The sequence below is a fragment of the Variovorax sucrosi genome, from assembly GCF_051216635.1.
In the GTDB taxonomy this organism is placed as follows: Bacteria; Pseudomonadota; Gammaproteobacteria; order Burkholderiales; family Burkholderiaceae_C; genus Variovorax.
The window spans coordinates 143,837-161,395 of sequence record NZ_JBPJZU010000009.1; the positions used below are offsets into that span (position 1 = coordinate 143,837).

At 66.3% G+C, this 17,559-nt stretch carries 14 protein-coding genes; 7 read left to right on the forward strand and 7 right to left on the reverse strand.

The features are described 5' to 3' along the window. Window positions 1-4: 4 nt before the first annotated feature. The 3 genes from nirD to ACSFBE_RS18440 form a co-directional block, all read right to left on the reverse strand. On the reverse strand, window positions 5-343 hold the full coding sequence (gene nirD / locus ACSFBE_RS18430) for a nitrite reductase small subunit NirD (RefSeq protein ID WP_435491860.1): 339 nt from the start codon (window positions 341-343) through the stop codon (window positions 5-7). 18 nt (window positions 344-361) lie between these two features. Further along, on the reverse strand, window positions 362-2,893 hold the full coding sequence (gene nirB / locus ACSFBE_RS18435; RefSeq protein WP_435491861.1) for a nitrite reductase large subunit NirB: 2,532 nt from the start codon (window positions 2,891-2,893) through the stop codon (window positions 362-364). A 359-nt stretch (window positions 2,894-3,252) separates the two neighbouring features. Then, window positions 3,253-3,900, reverse strand: coding sequence for a GntR family transcriptional regulator (locus ACSFBE_RS18440; RefSeq protein ID WP_435491862.1), 648 nt, complete (start codon window positions 3,898-3,900; stop codon window positions 3,253-3,255). A gap of 106 nt (window positions 3,901-4,006) precedes the next feature. Here ACSFBE_RS18440 and scpA point away from each other — a divergent pair, with 106 nt between their 5' ends. From scpA to ACSFBE_RS18475, 7 genes are all read left to right on the forward strand, one after another. Beyond that, window positions 4,007-6,178 (forward strand): methylmalonyl-CoA mutase, encoded by a 2,172-nt coding sequence (scpA, locus tag ACSFBE_RS18445; RefSeq protein ID WP_435491863.1) that lies wholly within the window; start codon window positions 4,007-4,009, stop codon window positions 6,176-6,178. Continuing rightward, window positions 6,175-6,648, forward strand: coding sequence for a GNAT family N-acetyltransferase (locus tag ACSFBE_RS18450; protein WP_435491864.1), 474 nt, complete (start codon window positions 6,175-6,177; stop codon window positions 6,646-6,648). The genes scpA and ACSFBE_RS18450 overlap by 4 nt, the downstream gene beginning before the upstream one ends. Next, window positions 6,642-7,703, forward strand: a complete 1,062-nt coding sequence (meaB, locus tag ACSFBE_RS18455) for a methylmalonyl Co-A mutase-associated GTPase MeaB (protein WP_435491865.1) — start codon at window positions 6,642-6,644, stop codon at window positions 7,701-7,703. Before ACSFBE_RS18450 ends, meaB begins: the two co-directional genes overlap by 7 nt. A 40-nt stretch (window positions 7,704-7,743) precedes the next feature. After that, window positions 7,744-9,276, forward strand: coding sequence for an acyl-CoA carboxylase subunit beta (locus ACSFBE_RS18460; protein ID WP_435491866.1), 1,533 nt, complete (start codon window positions 7,744-7,746; stop codon window positions 9,274-9,276). Window positions 9,277-9,930: 654 nt separating this feature from the next. Beyond that, entirely contained in the window at window positions 9,931-11,979 is a 2,049-nt protein-coding gene (locus ACSFBE_RS18465; protein WP_435491867.1) for an acetyl-CoA carboxylase biotin carboxylase subunit, read from the forward strand. Continuing rightward, window positions 11,979-13,004 (forward strand): biotin synthase BioB, encoded by a 1,026-nt coding sequence (bioB, locus tag ACSFBE_RS18470; RefSeq protein WP_435491868.1) that lies wholly within the window; start codon window positions 11,979-11,981, stop codon window positions 13,002-13,004. The genes ACSFBE_RS18465 and bioB overlap by 1 nt, the downstream gene beginning before the upstream one ends. Beyond that, window positions 13,001-13,483 (forward strand): VOC family protein, encoded by a 483-nt coding sequence (locus tag ACSFBE_RS18475; RefSeq protein ID WP_435491869.1) that lies wholly within the window; start codon window positions 13,001-13,003, stop codon window positions 13,481-13,483. The genes bioB and ACSFBE_RS18475 overlap by 4 nt, the downstream gene beginning before the upstream one ends. On the opposite strand, the gene ACSFBE_RS18480 is transcribed toward ACSFBE_RS18475, so the two are convergent. The 4 genes from ACSFBE_RS18480 to ACSFBE_RS18495 all read right to left on the reverse strand — a co-directional run bounded on the left by ACSFBE_RS18480 (window position 13,480) and on the right by ACSFBE_RS18495 (window position 17,530). After that, window positions 13,480-14,115: a LysE family translocator gene (locus tag ACSFBE_RS18480; protein ID WP_435491870.1), complete on the reverse strand. Its 636-nt coding sequence runs from the start codon at window positions 14,113-14,115 to the stop codon at window positions 13,480-13,482. The two genes, ACSFBE_RS18475 and ACSFBE_RS18480, sit on opposite strands and share 4 nt — an antisense overlap. Before the next feature lie 13 nt (window positions 14,116-14,128). After that, window positions 14,129-14,779 (reverse strand): RnfABCDGE type electron transport complex subunit B, encoded by a 651-nt coding sequence (locus ACSFBE_RS18485; RefSeq protein WP_435491871.1) that lies wholly within the window; start codon window positions 14,777-14,779, stop codon window positions 14,129-14,131. Then, window positions 14,769-16,235, reverse strand: a complete 1,467-nt coding sequence (locus ACSFBE_RS18490) for a polyhydroxyalkanoate depolymerase (protein ID WP_435491872.1) — start codon at window positions 16,233-16,235, stop codon at window positions 14,769-14,771. The genes ACSFBE_RS18485 and ACSFBE_RS18490 overlap by 11 nt, the downstream gene beginning before the upstream one ends. A gap of 98 nt (window positions 16,236-16,333) precedes the next feature. Next, on the reverse strand, window positions 16,334-17,530 hold the full coding sequence (locus ACSFBE_RS18495; protein WP_435491873.1) for an amino acid aminotransferase: 1,197 nt from the start codon (window positions 17,528-17,530) through the stop codon (window positions 16,334-16,336). Window positions 17,531-17,559 lie beyond the last annotated feature (29 nt).

Genomic DNA, 17,559 nt, shown 5'->3' on the forward strand with positions numbered 1-17,559 from the left:
GTGTTCAGCCGTGGGCGACCAGCACGCGGCCGTCGTCCACACGCACGGTGTGGGGGCGTACCGAGTTCTGCGGCGCCTCGATGCATTCGCCGGTGCGCAGGTCGAAGTGGTTCTTGTAGAGCGGCGAGGCGACCACGACGCGGTCACCCAGGCTGCCGATCAGTCCGCGCGACAGCACGCTGGCGCCGGATTGCGGGTCGATGTTGTCGATGGCGTGGAACTGGTCGTTGCCGATGCGGAAGACCGCGACATGGCGCCCCTGCACCAGCGCGCAAACGCCGGTGTTCGGGAGGATGTCGTCGGCCGCGCAGACGGCGGTCCAGTGCAGGGTATCGGTTGTCATGTGCATGTTCCTCGGGGGTCAGGCCGGCGTGGCGTCGGCCACCTGCGCAGCGGCTTCGTCGGGTCGGGCCGGGCGGATCTGTCCGCGTTCCTGGATGAAGACAATGCGTTCGTCGGCCTTGTCGCTGTTGACGAAGGTGCGAAAGCGCTGGCGCACCGTCGGGTCGGTCACGGCGGTCTTCCATTCGCACTGGTAGGTGTCGACCACGTGCTGCATCTGGGCTTCCAGCTCGGCACCGAGACCCAGGCTGTCGGCGATCAGCACGTCCTTCAGGTAGTCGAGGCCGCCTTCGAGGTTGTCGCGCCAGGTGCTGGTGCGCTGCAGCCGATCGGCCGTGCGCACGTAGAACATCAGGAAGCGGTCGATCAGCGCGATAAGCGCGTCCTTGCTCAGGTCGCTGGCGATCAGCTCGGCATGGCGCGGCTTCATGCCCCCGTTGCCGCAGACGTAGAGGTTCCAGCCCTTGTCGGTGGCGATGATGCCCACGTCCTTGCCCTGCGCCTCGGCGCATTCGCGGGTGCAGCCCGAGACGCCGAACTTGATCTTGTGCGGTGCGCGCAGGCCCTTGTAGCGGTTCTCCAGCTGCACGGCCAGGCCGACCGAATCGTCCACGCCGTAGCGGCACCAGGTCGAACCCACGCAGCTCTTCACGGTGCGAAGCGACTTGCCGTAGGCGTGGCCGCTCTCGAAACCGGCGGCGATGAGTTCTTCCCAGATCAGCGGCAACTGGTCGACGCGTGCGCCGAACATGTCGACGCGCGCGCCGCCCGTGACCTTGGTGTACAGGCCGTACTTCTTGGCGACCTGGCCCACGGCGATGAGGCCGTCGGGCGTGACCTCGCCGCCGGGCATGCGCGGCACGACGGAGTAGGTGCCGTCCTTCTGGATATTGCCCAGGAAGTAGTCGTTGCTGTCCTGCAGGCTGGCCAGTTGGGGCTTGAGCACGAACTCGTTCCAGACGGAAGCGAGCACGCTGGCGGCCACCGGCTTGCAGATGTCGCAGCCCAGGCCCTTGCCGTGCTTGTGCAGCAGGTCGTCGAAGGTCTTGATCTGGCCCACGCGCACCAGGTGGTAGAGCTCCTGGCGCGAGTAGGCGAAGTGCTCGCACAGGTGGTTGTTGACGGCCATGCCGCGCTTGGCCATCTCGAACTTCATGACCTGCGTGACCAGCGGCACGCAGCCGCCACAGGTGGCGCCGGCCTTGGTGCAGGCCTTCATTTCGGCGATGGTGCAGGCGCCGCCGTCCACGGCCGCGCCGATCTGCGCCTTGCTCACGTTGTTGCACGAGCAGATCTGCGCGGTGTCGGGCAGCGCCTCCACGCCCAGGCCCGGCTTGGCCTTGCCGTCGCTCGACGGCAGGATGAGGAACTCGGGCTCGGCCGGCAGCGCGATGCCGTTGAGCGCCATCTGCAGCAACGTGCCGTATTCCTCGGCGTCGCCCACCAGCACGGCGCCCAGCAGCGTCTTGCCGTCCTCGCTGACCACGATCTTCTTGTAGACCTGCTTGCGCTCGTCGATGTACTGGTAGTTGCGCGCGTTTGGCGTCTTGCCGTGTGCGTCGCCGATGCTCGCCACGTCGACGCCCATCAGCTTGAGCTTGGTGCTCATGTCGGCACCGGCGAAAGCGGCCTCGGCATCGCCGGCCACGTGCTTGGCGGCCACGCGCGCCATCTCGTAGCCCGGCGCCACGAGGCCGAAGGTCTGCTCGTTCCACGAGGCGCATTCGCCGATCGCGTAGACGTCTCGGTCGCTGGTGCGGCAGTGGTTGTCGATGGCGATACCGCCGCGCGCGCCGACGGCCAGCGCGCTCTGCCGTGCCAACTCGTCGCGTGGGCGGATGCCGGCGGAGAACACGATCATGTCGGTCTCCAGCCAACTGCCGTCGGCGAACACCATCCGGTGGCGGGCCGTGGCCCCATCGGTGATGTCCACCGTGTTGCGGCCGGTGTGCACGCGCACGCCCAGCTCCTCGATTTTCGTGCGCAGCACGCGGCCGCCACCGTCGTCGACCTGCACGGCCATCAGACGCGGCGCGAACTCGACGACGTGGGTCTCCAGGCCCAGGTCGCGCAGTGCCTTGGCGCATTCAAGTCCGAGCAGGCCGCCGCCGATCACGACGCCGGTTTTGGAATGGGCGCCGCTGGCCTTCATGCCCTCCAGGTCGTCGATGGTGCGGTAGACGAAGGTGTGCGGCCTGTCGCGGCCCGGCACGGGGGGTACGAAGGGGACCGACCCGGTGGCCAGCACCAGCTTGTCGTAGTGAAGCACCTCGCCGTCGATGGTCGTCACGGTGTTGTCGCGGCGCTCGATGGCGGCGGCCCGTGCCGCCAGGCGCAGCGAGAAACCGCTGCGCGCGAAGAAGTCCGGCGCGACCAGCGACAGGTCGTCGGCGGTCTTGCCGGCGAAGAATTCCGAGAGGTGCACGCGGTCGTAGGCGGCGCGAGGTTCCTCGCACAGCACCGTGACCTCGGCTTGCGAAAGGCCCAGCTGGTGCAGTTCCTCGAGGAACTTGTGGCCCACCATGCCATGACCGACGACGATGATTTTCATGTTGATTCCTGCACGTCCGTCCCCCGTGGGGTGCCGTACAGGTCACTGCGCCGGGCTCGCTAAGGAGTGGCACAGGCTGGGTTGGGGCCCCCGCGGAACGCGGAACTCAATCGGGTTGGAACAACCGAGGGCTTGGCGCATGCGCGTTGTGGCTAACTCGGGTTCCGCCGTCATTGGCGGAGGCGATGACGTCTGCGGCTGCACTGCCACGGACGTCTGCCTGAACCGGATGCACGATCCGTGCCCGGCGATTTGGGGCCCTTTCGAGCAGGGAGCCCGCAAAAAACCAGGGCTCGGCTCGCAGATGGCACCAAGTCGGTGTGAACGTGCCAGCAAATGGGGCGTTCTGCCCCGAGCTTCTATGCCGCGGCTTCGAGCCCGTTGCTGAAGTGCTCGCGCATGCGCACCATGGCGGCCGCCGGGTCCTGGGCGACGATCGCCGCCATCAGCGCGCGGTGCTCCCTGAGGGATTCGTCGATGCGCCCCGACTTGAGCAGCGAGTTGTGGCGGTTGAGCTTCATCACCTTGCGCAGGTCGGCCACCATCTGGTCGCGCCAGCGGTTGTTCGCGATGGCGAGCAACTGCATATGAAAGCGTTCGTTGATCGCGAAGAAGTGCTCGCGGTCGACCTTGCCGGGGATGGCCGCGGCTTCCAGTTCGGCGTGCAAGACCTGCAGCGTCTGCAACTGCGCGGCGGTGGCGCGCTCGGCCACCACGCCGGCCGCGTCGGACTCCAGCAGCGAGAGCAGGTGGTACACGTCCGCCAGGTCCTGCTGCGACACCTCGGTCACATAGGCGCCGCGCCGCACCTTCATCGTCACCAGCCCCTCGGCCGCGAGCACCTTGAGCGCTTCGCGCAGCGGCGTGCGGCTGATGCCGTATTCCTCCGCGATCTTCATCTCGTCGATCCAGCTGCCGGGGTCGAGCTCGCGACTGAAGATGCGCTGGCGCAGCAGTTCGGCGACCTCTTCATAGAGGGCGCGGGGCGTGAGGGTGGCGGCGGACATAGGGCGACTGTACCGCAGAAATTTCGATTGAATTAATAATTACGGATGGTTTAGACTCGTGCGAACCAACCCAGAACCGAGCGCGGATCACCGCGTCCGCGAAGCCATGAGCACTCCCGAACCCATCTTCAAGCCCGCTGATCTGGCGGCATGGACCCAGGCCGCGGCCAAGTCCGCCCCCGGCGGCAATGTCGAAGCGCTGAACTGGCGCACGCCCGACGGCATCACCGTCAAGCCGCTCTACACCGCGGCCGATCTGCAGGGCCTGAAGTACACCGACACGCTGCCGGGCTTCGAGCCTTACCTGCGCGGCCCGCAGGCCACGATGTACGCGGTGCGGCCGTGGACGATCCGGCAGTACGCGGGCTTCTCGACCGCCGAGGAATCGAACGCCTTTTACCGCAAGGCGCTGGCCGCTGGCGGGCAGGGTGTCAGCGTGGCCTTCGACCTGGCCACCCACCGCGGCTACGACAGCGACCATCCGCGCGTGACCGGCGACGTCGGCAAGGCCGGCGTGGCGATCGACTCGGTCGAGGACATGAAGATCCTCTTCGACGAGATCCCGCTCGACAAGGTGTCGGTGTCGATGACGATGAACGGTGCGGTGCTGCCGGTGCTGGCCGGCTACGTGGTCGCGGCCGAGGAGCAGGGCGTGGCGCAGGACCAACTGAGCGGAACCATCCAGAACGACATCCTCAAGGAGTTCATGGTCCGCAACACCTATATCTTCCCGCCCGCGCCGAGCATGCGGATCATCGGCGACATCATCGAATACACGGCACAGAAGATGCCGAAGTTCAACTCGATCAGCATCAGCGGCTACCACATGCAGGAAGCCGGCGCGAACCAGGCGCTGGAGCTGGCCTTCACGCTGGCCGACGGCAAGGAGTACGTGAAGACTGCCCTGGCCAAGGGCCTCGACGTCGACGGCTTTGCCGGGCGCCTCTCCTTCTTCTGGGCCATCGGCATGAACTTCTATCTGGAAGTCGCCAAGATGCGCGCCGCGCGCCTGCTGTGGTGCCGCATCATGAAGGAGTTCGAGCCCAAGAACCCCAAGAGCCTGATGCTGCGCACCCACTGCCAGACTTCGGGCTGGTCGCTCACCGAGCAGGATCCGTACAACAACGTGGTGCGCACCACCATCGAGGCGATGGCCGCGGTGTTCGGCGGCACGCAATCGCTGCACACCAACGCCCTCGACGAAGCCATTGCGCTGCCGACCGAGTTCAGCGCGCGCATCGCGCGCAACACGCAGCTCATCATCCAGGAAGAGACCCACATCACCAGCGTGATCGACCCCTGGGCCGGCAGCTACATGATGGAGAAGCTCACGCAGGACATGGCCGATGCCGCCTGGACGATCATCGAAGAGGTCGAGGCGATGGGCGGCATGACCAAGGCGGTCGACAGTGGTTGGGCCAAGCTCAAGATCGAGGCAGCGGCAGCCGACAAACAGGCGCGCATCGACTCGGGGCGCGACGTGATCGTCGGCGTCAACAAGTACAAGCTCAAGACCGAAGACGCGATCGATAGTTTGTCGATCGACAACGTGAAAGTGCGCGACGGGCAGATTGCCAAGCTGCATGCGATTCGCGCCAAGCGCGACACCGTGGCCACGCAGGCTGCGCTCGATGCGCTGACCGCTGCGGCTGAAAGCGGCGAGGGCAACCTGCTCGCGCTGAGCATCGACGCGGTGCGCCTGCGCGCCACGGTCGGCGAGATCAGCGACGCGCTCGAGAAGGTCTACGGCCGCCATCGCGCAGACACGCAGAAGGTCACCGGCGTCTATGCCGCGGCCTACGACTCGGCCGAAGGCTGGGAAGCGCTGCAGCACGAGATCGCCGCGTTCGCCGAAGAGCAAGGCCGTCGTCCGCGCGTGATGATCTCCAAGCTGGGGCAGGACGGGCACGACCGGGGTGCGAAGGTCGTCGCCACGGCGTTTGCCGACCTCGGCTTCGACGTCGACATGGGCCCGCTGTTCCAGACGCCCGAAGAGTGCGCCCGCCAGGCCATCGAGAACGACGTGCATGCGGTCGGCGTCAGCACCCTCGCGGCCGGCCACAAGACCCTGGTGCCCGCGATCATCGCGGAGCTCAAGAAGCAGGGCGCCGACGACATCATCGTGTTCGTCGGCGGCGTGATCCCGCGTGGCGACTACGAGATGCTGTACGAGGCCGGTGTGAAGGGCATCTACGGCCCGGGCACCCCGATCCCGGCGAGCGCCAAGGACGTGCTCGAACAGATCCGCGCGTCGGTCGCAGCCAAAGACGCAGCGTGAGCGATCTCCTGTCGCGGCTGTCGCTGCAGCCGGTGGATTCCGGCGATTTCGAAGACATGCTGGCTTTGCGCATCGATGCGATGCGCCCGAGCCTGGAGCGTGTCGGGCGCTTCGACCTGACGCGTTCGCGCGAGCGCCTGAACGCCGGCTTCGTCGTGCCCTTCATGCACCACATCGTGCTCGACGGCGAGCTGCGCGTCGGCTTCGTCACGCTCAAGCCCGAAGGACCGGACGCCCTGCGTCTCGACCACCTCTACCTGCGTACCGGCTTCCAGGGTCGCGGCATCGGCGAGTGGGTCATGCGCTGGGCCAAAGCGCAGGCGCGCGACCGGAAACGCGACATCATCCTCACCGCGCTCGTGCGGAGCGACGCCAACCGCTTCTACCTGCGGCACGGCTTCGTGCTCGAAGGTGGAGAGGGCGTGGACTTGCACTACCGCTGGCACCTCGCGGTGGAGGCGACGTGCTGACTTCGGCGACTGCGATCGAAGGGGCGATCATCCGATCGAGCGGCATGGCGCAGCGCCGTGCCATCGCCAAGGCGATCACGCTGCTCGAATCGACGCGCGCCGATCACCGAACGCAGGCCGATGCGTTGTTGACGTCGCTTCTGCCGCACACCGGGCAGTCCTTCCGCCTCGGCATCTCCGGCGTGCCAGGGGTCGGCAAGTCGACCTTCATCGAGACGCTGGGGCTCCACCTGATCGCGCAGGGCCACCGCGTCGCGGTGCTCACCATCGACCCGTCGTCGACCGTCTCCGGTGGCTCGATCCTCGGCGACAAGACGCGCATGGAGCGGCTGTCGGTGCACGAGAAGGCATACATCCGCCCCAGCCCGTCGAGCGGCACGCTGGGCGGCGTGGCCGAGAAGACGCGTGAGGCGATGCTGGTGTGCGAAGCCGCTGGCTACGACATCGTCATCGTCGAGACGGTCGGCGTCGGCCAGAGCGAGACCGCAGTGGCCGGCATGACCGACATGTTCGTGCTCATGCAGTTGCCCAATGCCGGCGACGATCTGCAGGCCATCAAGAAGGGCGTGATGGAAATCGCCGACCTGGTGGTCATCAACAAAGCCGACCTGGACCGCGATGCCGCGACACGCGCGCAGGCGCAGATCACGTCGGCATTGCGCCTCTTCGGCCACCACGGCAACCCGGCGCATGCCGAGATGCTGAGGGCCGCGCACGCCGAGCCCGGCTCGCCCGAGGCCGAAGTGCGCTTCTGGCAGCCGCAGGTGATGCAGCTGAGCGCGCTGCTGGGCACCGGCGTCGATGCCTTCTGGGCGTCTGTCCTGCGCTTCAAGCAACTCCAGGACGCCAACGGCAAGCGCGCCACGCGCCGCGAGAAGCAGGCGCTGTCGTGGATGTGGGAACGCATCGACGCCAGCCTGAAGCAGGCCTTTCGCCAGCATCCGGCGGTGCGCGAACTGCTGCCCGACACCATCGCGCAGGTGGCAGCGGGCCGCTTGCCCGCATCGACCGCCGCGCGCCAACTGCTCGCCGCGCAAGCGTCGCGGGCACCTTGATTTCAAGACCTTTTCCGATTCATCTTCCAGACTGAATGCCATGAAAGAAATCCTCGAACAACTCGAACAACGACGCGCCCAGGCACGCCTGGGCGGTGGGCAGAAGCGCATCGACGCGCAGCACAAGAAGGGCAAGCTGACGGCGCGCGAGCGCATCGAGCTGCTGCTAGACGACGGCACCTTCGAGGAATGGGACATGTTCGTCGAGCACCGCTCGACCGACTTCGGCATGGCCGACAACAAGATCCCGGGCGACGGCGTGGTCACGGGCTACGGGATGATCAATGGCCGCCTGGTGTTCATCTTCAGCCAGGACTTCACCGTGTTCGGCGGCGCGCTCAGCGAAGCGCACGCCGAGAAGATCTGCAAGGTGATGGACCAGGCCATGAAGGTCGGCGCACCGGTCATCGGGCTCAACGACTCGGGTGGCGCGCGCATCCAGGAAGGCGTGGCCTCGCTCGGCGGCTATGCCGACGTGTTCCAGCGCAATGTGATGGCCAGCGGCGTGGTGCCGCAGATCAGCATGATCATGGGCCCCTGCGCCGGCGGCGCGGTGTATTCGCCCGCCATGACCGACTTCATCTTCATGGTGCGAGACAGCTCGTACATGTTCGTCACCGGCCCCGAGGTGGTGAAGACCGTGACGCACGAGGACGTGACCGCCGAGGAACTGGGCGGTGCGCTGACGCACACCACCAAGAGCGGCGTGGCCGACATGGCCTTCGAGAACGACGTCGAGGCGCTGATGATGCTGCGCCGCCTGTACAACTACCTGCCGCTCAACAACCGCGAGAAACCGCCCGTGCGCCCCAGCGGCGACCCGGCCGACCGCGCCGACCTGTCGCTCGACACGCTGGTGCCCGAGAACCCGAACAAGCCCTATGACATGAAGGAGCTGATCGCCAAGGTGGTCGACGACGGCGACTTCTTCGAACTGCAACCCGACTACGCGAAGAACATCGTGATCGGCTTCGCGCGCATGGAAGGCCAGAGCGTGGGCATCGTGGCCAACCAGCCGCTGGTGCTGGCGGGGTGCCTCGACATCAAGAGCTCCATCAAGGCGGCGCGCTTCGTGCGCTTTTGCGATGCGTTCAACATCCCGGTCGTCACCTTCGTCGACGTGCCCGGCTTCATGCCCGGCACCAGCCAGGAGTACGGCGGCATCATCAAGCACGGCGCCAAGCTGCTGTATGCGTACGCCGAGTGCACGGTGCCGAAGATCACCGTCATCACGCGCAAGGCCTACGGCGGCGCGTACGACGTGATGGCATCGAAGCACCTGCGCGGCGACGTCAACCTCGCCTGGCCGCGCGCCGAGATCGCGGTGATGGGCGCCAAGGGCGCGGTGGAGATCATCTTCCGCGAGGACAAGAACGACCCCGAGAAGCTGGCAGCGCGCGAAGCCGAATACAAGGCCCGCTTCGCGAACCCCTACGTGGCCAGCACGCGCGGCTACATCGACGACGTGATCCTGCCGAGCGAGACGCGCAAGCGAATCTGCCGCTCGCTGGTCATGCTGCGCGAGAAGAAGCTCGAGAACCCGTGGCGCAAGCACGGCAATATTCCGCTGTAGGCGTTCTTGCTATGCCTCTGATACTGCTTCGCGTGGTGGTCGTCGTCGCTACCGCATTGGCCATGGTTGGTTGCGCGGTGCCCCGCGCCAAGCTGAGTGAGCTTCCAGCGATTAAGTCTCGAGGTCCTCAGTGCGTGCTGTTGCAGCACGCACTGCTGAGCCAGCCATCTTCAGCTGACGCGGGCGTGTCATCGCAATTTCAAGCGAGTGCGCTTGCGAGCGTGCTCCCATCTCTGACGAATGAGACTCGAAGCATTTACGACCACTTGTTGTCGAAGGGCAGCGGTCCCGAACCGATACGAATTCTGGGTGAAAAGGCTGATGCGGGATTGTTGGCTTGCGCGGCCCACTACTTTCCAGACGCATCCGCCTCGTCCGTAGAGGAGTGCAGGAAGGGGCTTGTCGTCGCCCTTGTTCCTTGGACGTTCAAATTTACTGGGCGGTCTAAAGCCACGACGACTGACGCTCTGGAGTCGTCAGGAATGTCTAGACGATGGAGTGAGCATATGACAGATTACTTTGACAGAGGGACGCTTGAAGACTCTAGAAAGCAGCCCCAAGCCTTCACGCGAATCACTGGAGGGTGGCTGGAAGAATGCCTCACCTCTCGGTAGTGCAACTTGTCCACAAGAACCTAACGCATACAGGACCCTCATGTTCAAAAAAATCCTGATCGCCAATCGCGGCGAAATCGCCTGCCGCGTCATCAAGACCGCGAAGAAGATGGGTATCTCCACCGTGGCCGTCTATTCAGACGCCGACAAAGACGCGCGCCATGTCGAACTGGCCGACGAGGCGGTGCACATCGGTGGCTCGGCCAGCCGCGACAGCTACCTGCAGGCCGACCGCATCATCGCGGCGTGCAAGAAGACCGGCGCCGAGGCGGTGCATCCGGGCTACGGCTTCCTGTCGGAGAACGAGGCCTTCGCGCGCAAGGTCGAGGAAGAGGGCGTCGTCTTCATCGGGCCCAAACACTATTCGATCGCGGCGATGGGCGACAAGATCGCTTCCAAGAAACTCGCGAACGACGCCAAGGTCAACACGATTCCGGGCTGGAACGAGGCCATCGAATCGGCCGAACGGGCGGTGCAGATCGCCAAGGACATCGGCTATCCCGTGATGATCAAGGCCTCGGCGGGTGGTGGCGGCAAGGGGCTGCGCGTGGCGCACGACGACAAGGAAGCCTTCGAGGGCTTCACGGCCTGCCGCAACGAGGCACGCAATTCCTTCGGCGACGACCGCGTCTTCATCGAGAAGTTCGTGGTCGAGCCGCGCCACATCGAGATCCAGGTGCTGGGCGATTCGCAGGGCAACGTGATCTATCTGAACGAGCGTGAATGCTCGATCCAGCGGCGCCACCAGAAGGTGATCGAGGAGGCGCCGTCGCCCTTCATCAGCGATGAAACGCGCAAGGCGATGGGCGAGCAGGCGGTGGCGCTGGCCAAGGCGGTGAAGTACCAGTCGGCGGGCACGGTGGAGTTCGTGGTCGGCAAGGACCAGAGCTTCTACTTCCTCGAAATGAACACGCGGCTGCAGGTGGAGCACCCGGTGACGGAATGCATCACCGGCCTGGACCTGGTCGAGCTGATGATCCGTGTCGCCGCGGGCGAGCCGCTGCCGCTGACGCAGGCCGACGTGAAGCGCGATGGCTGGGCCATCGAGTGCCGCATCAACGCCGAAGACCCGTTCCGCAACTTCCTGCCGTCGACCGGTCGGCTGGTGAAGTTCCAGCCGCCGAAAGAGACCATGTTCTCGGCCGACACCGAGCACCTGTATGGCGTTCGCGTCGACACCGGCGTGTACGACGGCGGCGAGATCCCGATGTTCTACGACTCGATGATCGCCAAGCTGATCGTGCACGGCAAAGACCGCGCGCATGCGATTGCGCTGATGCGCGAGGCGCTCAACGGCTTCGTGATCCGCGGCGTCAGCAGCAACATCCCGTTCCAGGCGGCGCTGCTCGCGCACCCGAAGTTCGTCAGCGGCGACTTCAACACGGGCTTCATCGCCGAGCACTACAGCCACGGCTTTCATGCGGAAGACGTGCCGCACGACGATCCGAGCTTCCTCGCCGCGCTGGCCGCCTTCATGCACCGCCGCTACCGCGCGCGCGCCTCGGGCATCAGCGGGCAGCTCGAAGGCCATGGCGTGAAGATCGCGGAGCAGTTCGTCGTCGTCACGCTCGACGCGAAGGGCCAGCATCTGCACACGCCGGTGTCGGTGACGGATTTCAAGGGCGCCAACGGATCGAGCGCAGTGCAGGTCGGCGACAAGAGTTACAAGATCGGCAGCAGCGCGGCCTTGGGTGCGGTGCGCATCGAAGGCGTGGTCAACGACAAGCCTTTCGTGGCGCAGGTGGAGCGTGGTGCGGGCAAGAACCCGCTGGCGCTGCGCGTGTCGCACAACGGCACGCAGATCGAGGCGATGGTGCTGTCGCCGCTGGGCGCGCGTCTGCAGAAGCTGATGCCCTACAAGGCGCCGCCGGACCTGAGCAAGTTCCTCATGTCGCCGATGCCGGGTCTGCTGGTCGAGGTGTCGGTGCAGCCGGGCCAGACCGTGCAGGCAGGCGAGAAGCTTGCGGTGATCGAGGCGATGAAGATGGAGAACGTCTTGTTCGCCATGCAGGACGGCGTGGTTGGCACGATCTCCGCGGCCAAGGGCGAGTCGCTCGCCGTCGATCAGATCATTCTGGAGTTCAACTGATGGGTGCCGACGATTTGAAACAGACGATCACACTGCACCGGCCCGTCAAGACCACGGCGCCGCAGGGGCCCTGGTCGGTCGAAGCGATCCAGGCCTTGCTCGACCAGCCGCTGATGGATCTGCTGTTCGAAGCGCAGACGGTGCATCGCCAGCACTTTCCCCAAGGCGACATCGAACTGGCGACGCTGCTTTCGGTCAAGACCGGTGGGTGCCCGGAGAACTGTGGCTACTGCCCGCAGTCGGCCGAGTTCGACACCGGCGTGAAGGCGCAGAAGTTGATGGAAGTGGACGAGGTGGTGCGCGCCGCACAGGCCGCGAAGGACGCCGGCGCCACGCGCTTCTGCATGGGCGCCGCATGGCGCGCGCCGAAGGACCGCGACGTGGAAAAGGTGGCCGTGCTGGTCGAGGCGGTGAAGGGCCTGGGCATGCAGACCTGCGCCACGCTCGGCATGCTGGAGCCGCACCACGCGCAGCAGCTCAAGGCCGCGGGCCTCGACTACTACAACCACAACCTCGACACCGCACCCGAGTACTACAGCGACATCGTCGACACGCGAAGCTACCAGGACCGGCTCGACACGCTGGCCCATGTGCGCAGCGCCGGCATCAGCGTGTGCTGCGGCGGCATCGTCGGCATGGGCGAGCAGCCGGTGCACCGCGCGGGGCTGATCGCGCAACTCGCCAACCTGAATCCGTATCCGGAATCGGTGCCGATCAACAGCCTGGTGCGGGTGCCGGGCACACCGCTGGCCGATTCGGAGCCGGTCGATCCCTTCGACTTCGTGCGCATGATCGCGGTGGCGCGCATCACGATGCCGACGGCGCGCGTGCGGCTGTCGGCCGGGCGGCAGCAGATGGGCGATGCGGTGCAGGCGCTGTGCTTCATGGCCGGCGCCAACTCGATCTTCTATGGCGACAAGCTGCTGGTCACCGGCAATCCCGACGTAGAAGCCGATGTGCAGCTGCTGCGCAAGCTGGGCCTGAAGGCCCGACAGGTTTCAACGAGCGAAGGACACCCCGCATGACACGCCCCTTCAAGGTGCTGGGCATCCAGCAGATCGCCATCGGCGGGCCCGACAAGCTGCGCCTGCAGAAGCTCTGGGTCGACATGCTGGGGCTCGAAGTCACGGGCACCTTCAAGAGCGAACGCGAGAATGTCGACGAGGACATCTGCACGATGGGCGTGGGGCCATTCAAGGTCGAGGTCGATCTGATGCAGCCGCTCGACCTGGACAAGAAGCCCGCCGTGCACACCACGCCGTTGAACCACGTGGGCCTGTGGATCGACGATCTGCCGAAGGCGGTCGAATGGCTGACGGCGCAGGGCGTGCGCTTCGCACCGGGCGGCATCCGCCAGGGCGCGGCTGGCTTCGACATCTGCTTCCTGCATCCGAAGGCGAACGAGGAATTTCCGATTGCCGGGGAGGGTGTGTTGATCGAGATGGTGCAGGCGCCGGCCGAAGTGGTGAAGGCCTTCGCGGCACTGGCGGCAACGCCGGCCTAGGCGCCGGGGCGCCGCCAGGCCGCGAGCGTGGCGGCCAGCAGCCACATGCCGACTGCGCAGCCGCGGTCGAGCAGCCGCAGGCTGCGGCGCGACAGCCAGCGCACCGCCTGGGTGCCGGCAGCCGCATAGCTCAGCATCACCAGCATGTCGAGGGTGACGAAGAGGGCGCCCAGCACCAGGTACTGCGGCCCCTGAGGCTGCGCGGTGTCGACGAACTGCGGCAGGAAGGCGGCGAAGAACAGCAGCGATTTCGGGTTCGACAGCGCCACGGCCAGGCTCTTGGCCAATGCGAGGCGGCCTTGCAGCGCGGTCGACGGCGGCCGGGCCAGTGCAGCCTGCAGGTCCGCCGGCTCGCTGCGCCAGAGCATGATGCCCAGCCACACCAGGTACAGCACGCCGGCCAGCCGCATCGCATTGAACAGCCATTCGGAAGCGGCCAGCAGCGAGCCGAGACCGACCGCCACCGCGCCGATCACGAGGGCGCTGCCGAGCGATGCGCCGGCGATGCCCCACGCCGCCCGGCGCATGCCGCCGGCGATGCCGTTGGAAAGCGCCAGCAGCATCGTCGGGCCCGGCGTGACCGCCAGCACCAGCGAAGCCGCGGCGAACAGGAGCAGGGTCCGGTTGTCCATGGGCGCTGCGGTTTCAACGCTTGGCGTTGCGGGCACGCGCCAGTGCAGCTTCGACGATGGCGCGCTTGCGATCGGCCGCCTCGGGCGCGATCACCGTGGCCGGCGGGGCCTCTGTCGCAGGCGCGGCATGGCGCTGCTGGTGGATGCGGTAGCGGGCGAGCGCGGCGTCCGCCTGCTTTTGCGACCAGGCTTGCCAGCCGCTGCGCCCCGGCGTCTCGACCACGAGCGAAATGCAGTCGACCGGGCAGACGGGAATGCAGCGTTCGCAGCCGGTGCAGTGCGGCTCGATGACGGTGTGCATGCGCTTGTGGATGCCGACGATCGCGTCGGTCGGGCAGGCGTCGAGGCACAGCGTGCAGCCGATGCACCAGGCCTCGTCGATGACGGCCATGTGGCGCGGGCCGTCGCTGCCGCACGCCGGGTCGAGCGGCAGGACGGGTGAGCCGGTCAGCGCGGCGAGTCGCTCCACGCCTTCGGCGCCCCCCGGTGGGCAGCGGTTGATGGCAGCGCCTTCATGCACGATGGCTTCTGCATAAGCTTGGCAATCCGGATAGCCGCAGCGGGTGCATTGAGTCTGCGGCAGCGCCTCGTGGACGCGCGCTGCCAGCCCGGTCGCCCCAGCGGGGCCGGGGAACGCGGGAAGGGCTGCGGGGCTAGCGCGCACCTCGGCGGGCCGCGGGGGCGGTCTTGCGCGCAGCGGGTCGGGCGGCCGTTTTGGCGGCCGGTCGGACTGCGGCGCGGGGGCTCTTCTTGGCCGGTGCTGCGCTGGCGGCAGCGACGCGGCGCACCGGCTTGGCGGCCACCGTGTCTTCGGCGGTCACGGACGCCCGCGTTGCGGTGGCGGCGCGCTTCTGCGGCGCGTCGTGCGCCGCGATGAAGGCCTTGACCTGCGGGTACACCAGCTCGCGCCAACGCCGGCCGCTGAAGATGCCGTAGTGGCCGGCGCCTTGCACTTCGTAGTGCTGGCGCTGAGTCTTCGGGATGCCGGCGCAGAGGCCGTGTGCCGCCTGCGTCTGGCCCGAACCGGAGATGTCGTCGAGTTCGCCTTCGACCGTGAGCAGCGCGCTCTGGTGGATGTCCTGGGGCTTCACGCGTTCGACGGAGCCATCGGCGTTGCGCACATCCCAGGTGCCGTTGACCAGCATGAATTCCTGGAACACCGCGCGGATGGTCTCGAGGTAGTAATCCGCGTCCATGTCGAGCACGGCGTTGTACTCGTCGTAGAACTTCCGGTGCGCCTCGGCGCTGGCGTCGTCGCCCTTGATCAGGTCTTTGAAGTAGTCGTAGTGGCTGGTCGCATGACGGTCGGGGTTCATCGCGACGAAGCCGGTGTGCTGCAGGAAGCCGGGGTACACGCGCCGCCCGGCACCGGGGAAGTTCTCCGGCACGCGGTAGATCACGTTGTTTTCGAACCACTCGAAGCTCTTGTTCATCGCGAGGTTGTTGACCGCGGTGGGCGACTTGCGCGCGTCGATCGGCCCGCCCATCATGGTCATCGACAGCGGCGTCTGCTCGCCGCGGCTGGCCATGAGCGACACGGCCGCGAGTACCGGCACCGTCGGCTGGCAGACGCTGATGACGTGGCAGTTGCCGTACTCGGCCTGCAGGTGACGGATGAATTCCTCGACGTAGTGGATGTAGTCGTCGAGATGGAAGGCGCCTTCGGACAAAGGCACCGTGCGTGCGTTCTTCCAGTCGGTGACGTAGACCTTGTGGTCCTTCAGCATGGTGCGCACCGTGTCGCGCAGCAGCGTGGCGTAGTGGCCCGACAGCGGCGCCACGATCAGCACCACGGGCTGCTTCTTCAGCGCCTGCAGCGTGGCCGGGTCGTCGGTGAAGCGCTTGAAGCGCCGCAGCTGGCAGAAGGGCTTGTCGAGCGCGATGGCCTCCTGGATGACCACGTTGTTGCCGCCGATCTCGACCGACGCGATGCCGAATTCCGGCTTCTCGTAGTCCTTGCCGAGGCGGTACAGCAGGTCGTAGCCCGCGGCCATGCGCTGCGCGATCGGCATGTGTGACAGCGGCGACATGCCGTTGCTGTAGAGCTTGGCGGCGGCTTGCGCGAAATCCGTCAGCGGTTCCATCAGGGACCGCTGGGCTTCGTAGAGGTGATAGAGCATCGTGATCCCTGGCGGGGTGTTTTGTTGCAGTGCAATATATCGGCAGAACCCCGGCCCGGGCCTAGGGTTCGAACCCTAAGCCGCGTCACCTAGTTGACTTAGATGACCTTGGCGATGCTCTGGCAGACGTAATCGATGTTCTTGCTGTTGAGCGCGGCGACGCACATGCGGCCGGTGTCGGTGCCGTACACGCCGAACTCGTTGCGCAGGCGCACCATCTGGTCCTTGGTCAGACCGGAATAGCTGAACATGCCGATCTGGGTGGTGATGAAGCTCATGTCCTGCTTCACGCCGGCGGCCTTCAGACCGTCGACCAGCTTCTGGCGCATCGCCTTGATGCGGATGCGCATTTCGGCCAGTTCCTTTTCCCACACGGCGCGGCGGGCCGGGTCGTTCAGCACGGCGGCCACCACGGCGCCGCCGTGGATCGGCGGGTTGCTGTAGTTGGTGCGGATGGCGATCTTCAGCTGCGACAGCACGCGGGCGGCTTCTTCCTTGCTCTCGCACAGCACCGAGAGGGCGCCGACGCGCTCGCCGTACAGGCTGAAGCTCTTGGAGAACGAGGTCGAGACGAAGAAGCTCAGGCCGGCGGCCACGAACTTGCCGATGACCGCGCCGTCTTCGGCGATGCCGTGGCCGAAGCCCTGGTAGGCCATGTCGAGGAAAGGCGTCAGGTTGTTCGCCTTGACCGCGGCGATGACCTGGTCCCATTGGGCGGCGGTGATGTCGTAGCCCGTCGGGTTGTGGCAGCAGGCGTGCAGCACGACGATGGTGCCGGCCGGGGCGGCGTTCAGCGCCGACAGCATGCCGTCGAAGTCGACGCCGAGCTTGGCGGCGTCGTAGTAAGGGTAGCTGTCGACCACGAAGCCGGCTTGGGTGAACAGCGCGCGGTGGTTTTCCCAACTCGGGTCGCTGATCAGCACCGTGGCGTTCGGGCTGAGCTTCTTCAGGAAGTCGGCGCCGACCTTCAGGCCGCCGGTGCCGCCGATGGCCTGGATGGTGGCGACGCGGCCGGAGGTCACCGGCTCGCTGTCGGCGCCGAAGACCAGGCCTTTGACCGCGTTGTCGTAGGCGACGATGCCGTCGATCGGCAGGTAGCCGCGGGCGGCGGGCGCCTTCATCATGTCCTGCTCGACCGCCTTCACGCATTCCAGCAGCGGCAGCTTGCCGTTGTCGTCGTAGTACACGCCGACGCCGAGGTTGACCTTGTGGGGGTTGCTGTCGGCAGCGTACTGCTCGTTGAGACCCAGGATCGGGTCGCGCGGCGCCATTTCGACGGCGGTGAACATAGACATGGAAAAGTCCTCTGGATGAATCGGTAGGC

Coding starts and splice junctions, on each gene's coding strand:
- nirD (WP_435491860.1), bottom strand. CDS start 343: ATGACAACCGATACCCTGCACTGGACCGCCGTCTGCGCGGCCGACGAC.
- nirB (WP_435491861.1), bottom strand. CDS start 2,893: ATGAAAATCATCGTCGTCGGTCATGGCATGGTGGGCCACAAGTTCCTC.
- ACSFBE_RS18440 (WP_435491862.1), bottom strand. CDS start 3,900: ATGTCCGCCGCCACCCTCACGCCCCGCGCCCTCTATGAAGAGGTCGCC.
- scpA (WP_435491863.1), top strand. CDS start 4,007: ATGAGCACTCCCGAACCCATCTTCAAGCCCGCTGATCTGGCGGCATGG.
- ACSFBE_RS18460 (WP_435491866.1), top strand. CDS start 7,744: ATGAAAGAAATCCTCGAACAACTCGAACAACGACGCGCCCAGGCACGC.
- ACSFBE_RS18465 (WP_435491867.1), top strand. CDS start 9,931: ATGTTCAAAAAAATCCTGATCGCCAATCGCGGCGAAATCGCCTGCCGC.
- bioB (WP_435491868.1), top strand. CDS start 11,979: ATGGGTGCCGACGATTTGAAACAGACGATCACACTGCACCGGCCCGTC.
- ACSFBE_RS18475 (WP_435491869.1), top strand. CDS start 13,001: ATGACACGCCCCTTCAAGGTGCTGGGCATCCAGCAGATCGCCATCGGC.
- ACSFBE_RS18480 (WP_435491870.1), bottom strand. CDS start 14,115: ATGGACAACCGGACCCTGCTCCTGTTCGCCGCGGCTTCGCTGGTGCTG.
- ACSFBE_RS18490 (WP_435491872.1), bottom strand. CDS start 16,235: ATGCTCTATCACCTCTACGAAGCCCAGCGGTCCCTGATGGAACCGCTG.
- ACSFBE_RS18495 (WP_435491873.1), bottom strand. CDS start 17,530: ATGTCTATGTTCACCGCCGTCGAAATGGCGCCGCGCGACCCGATCCTG.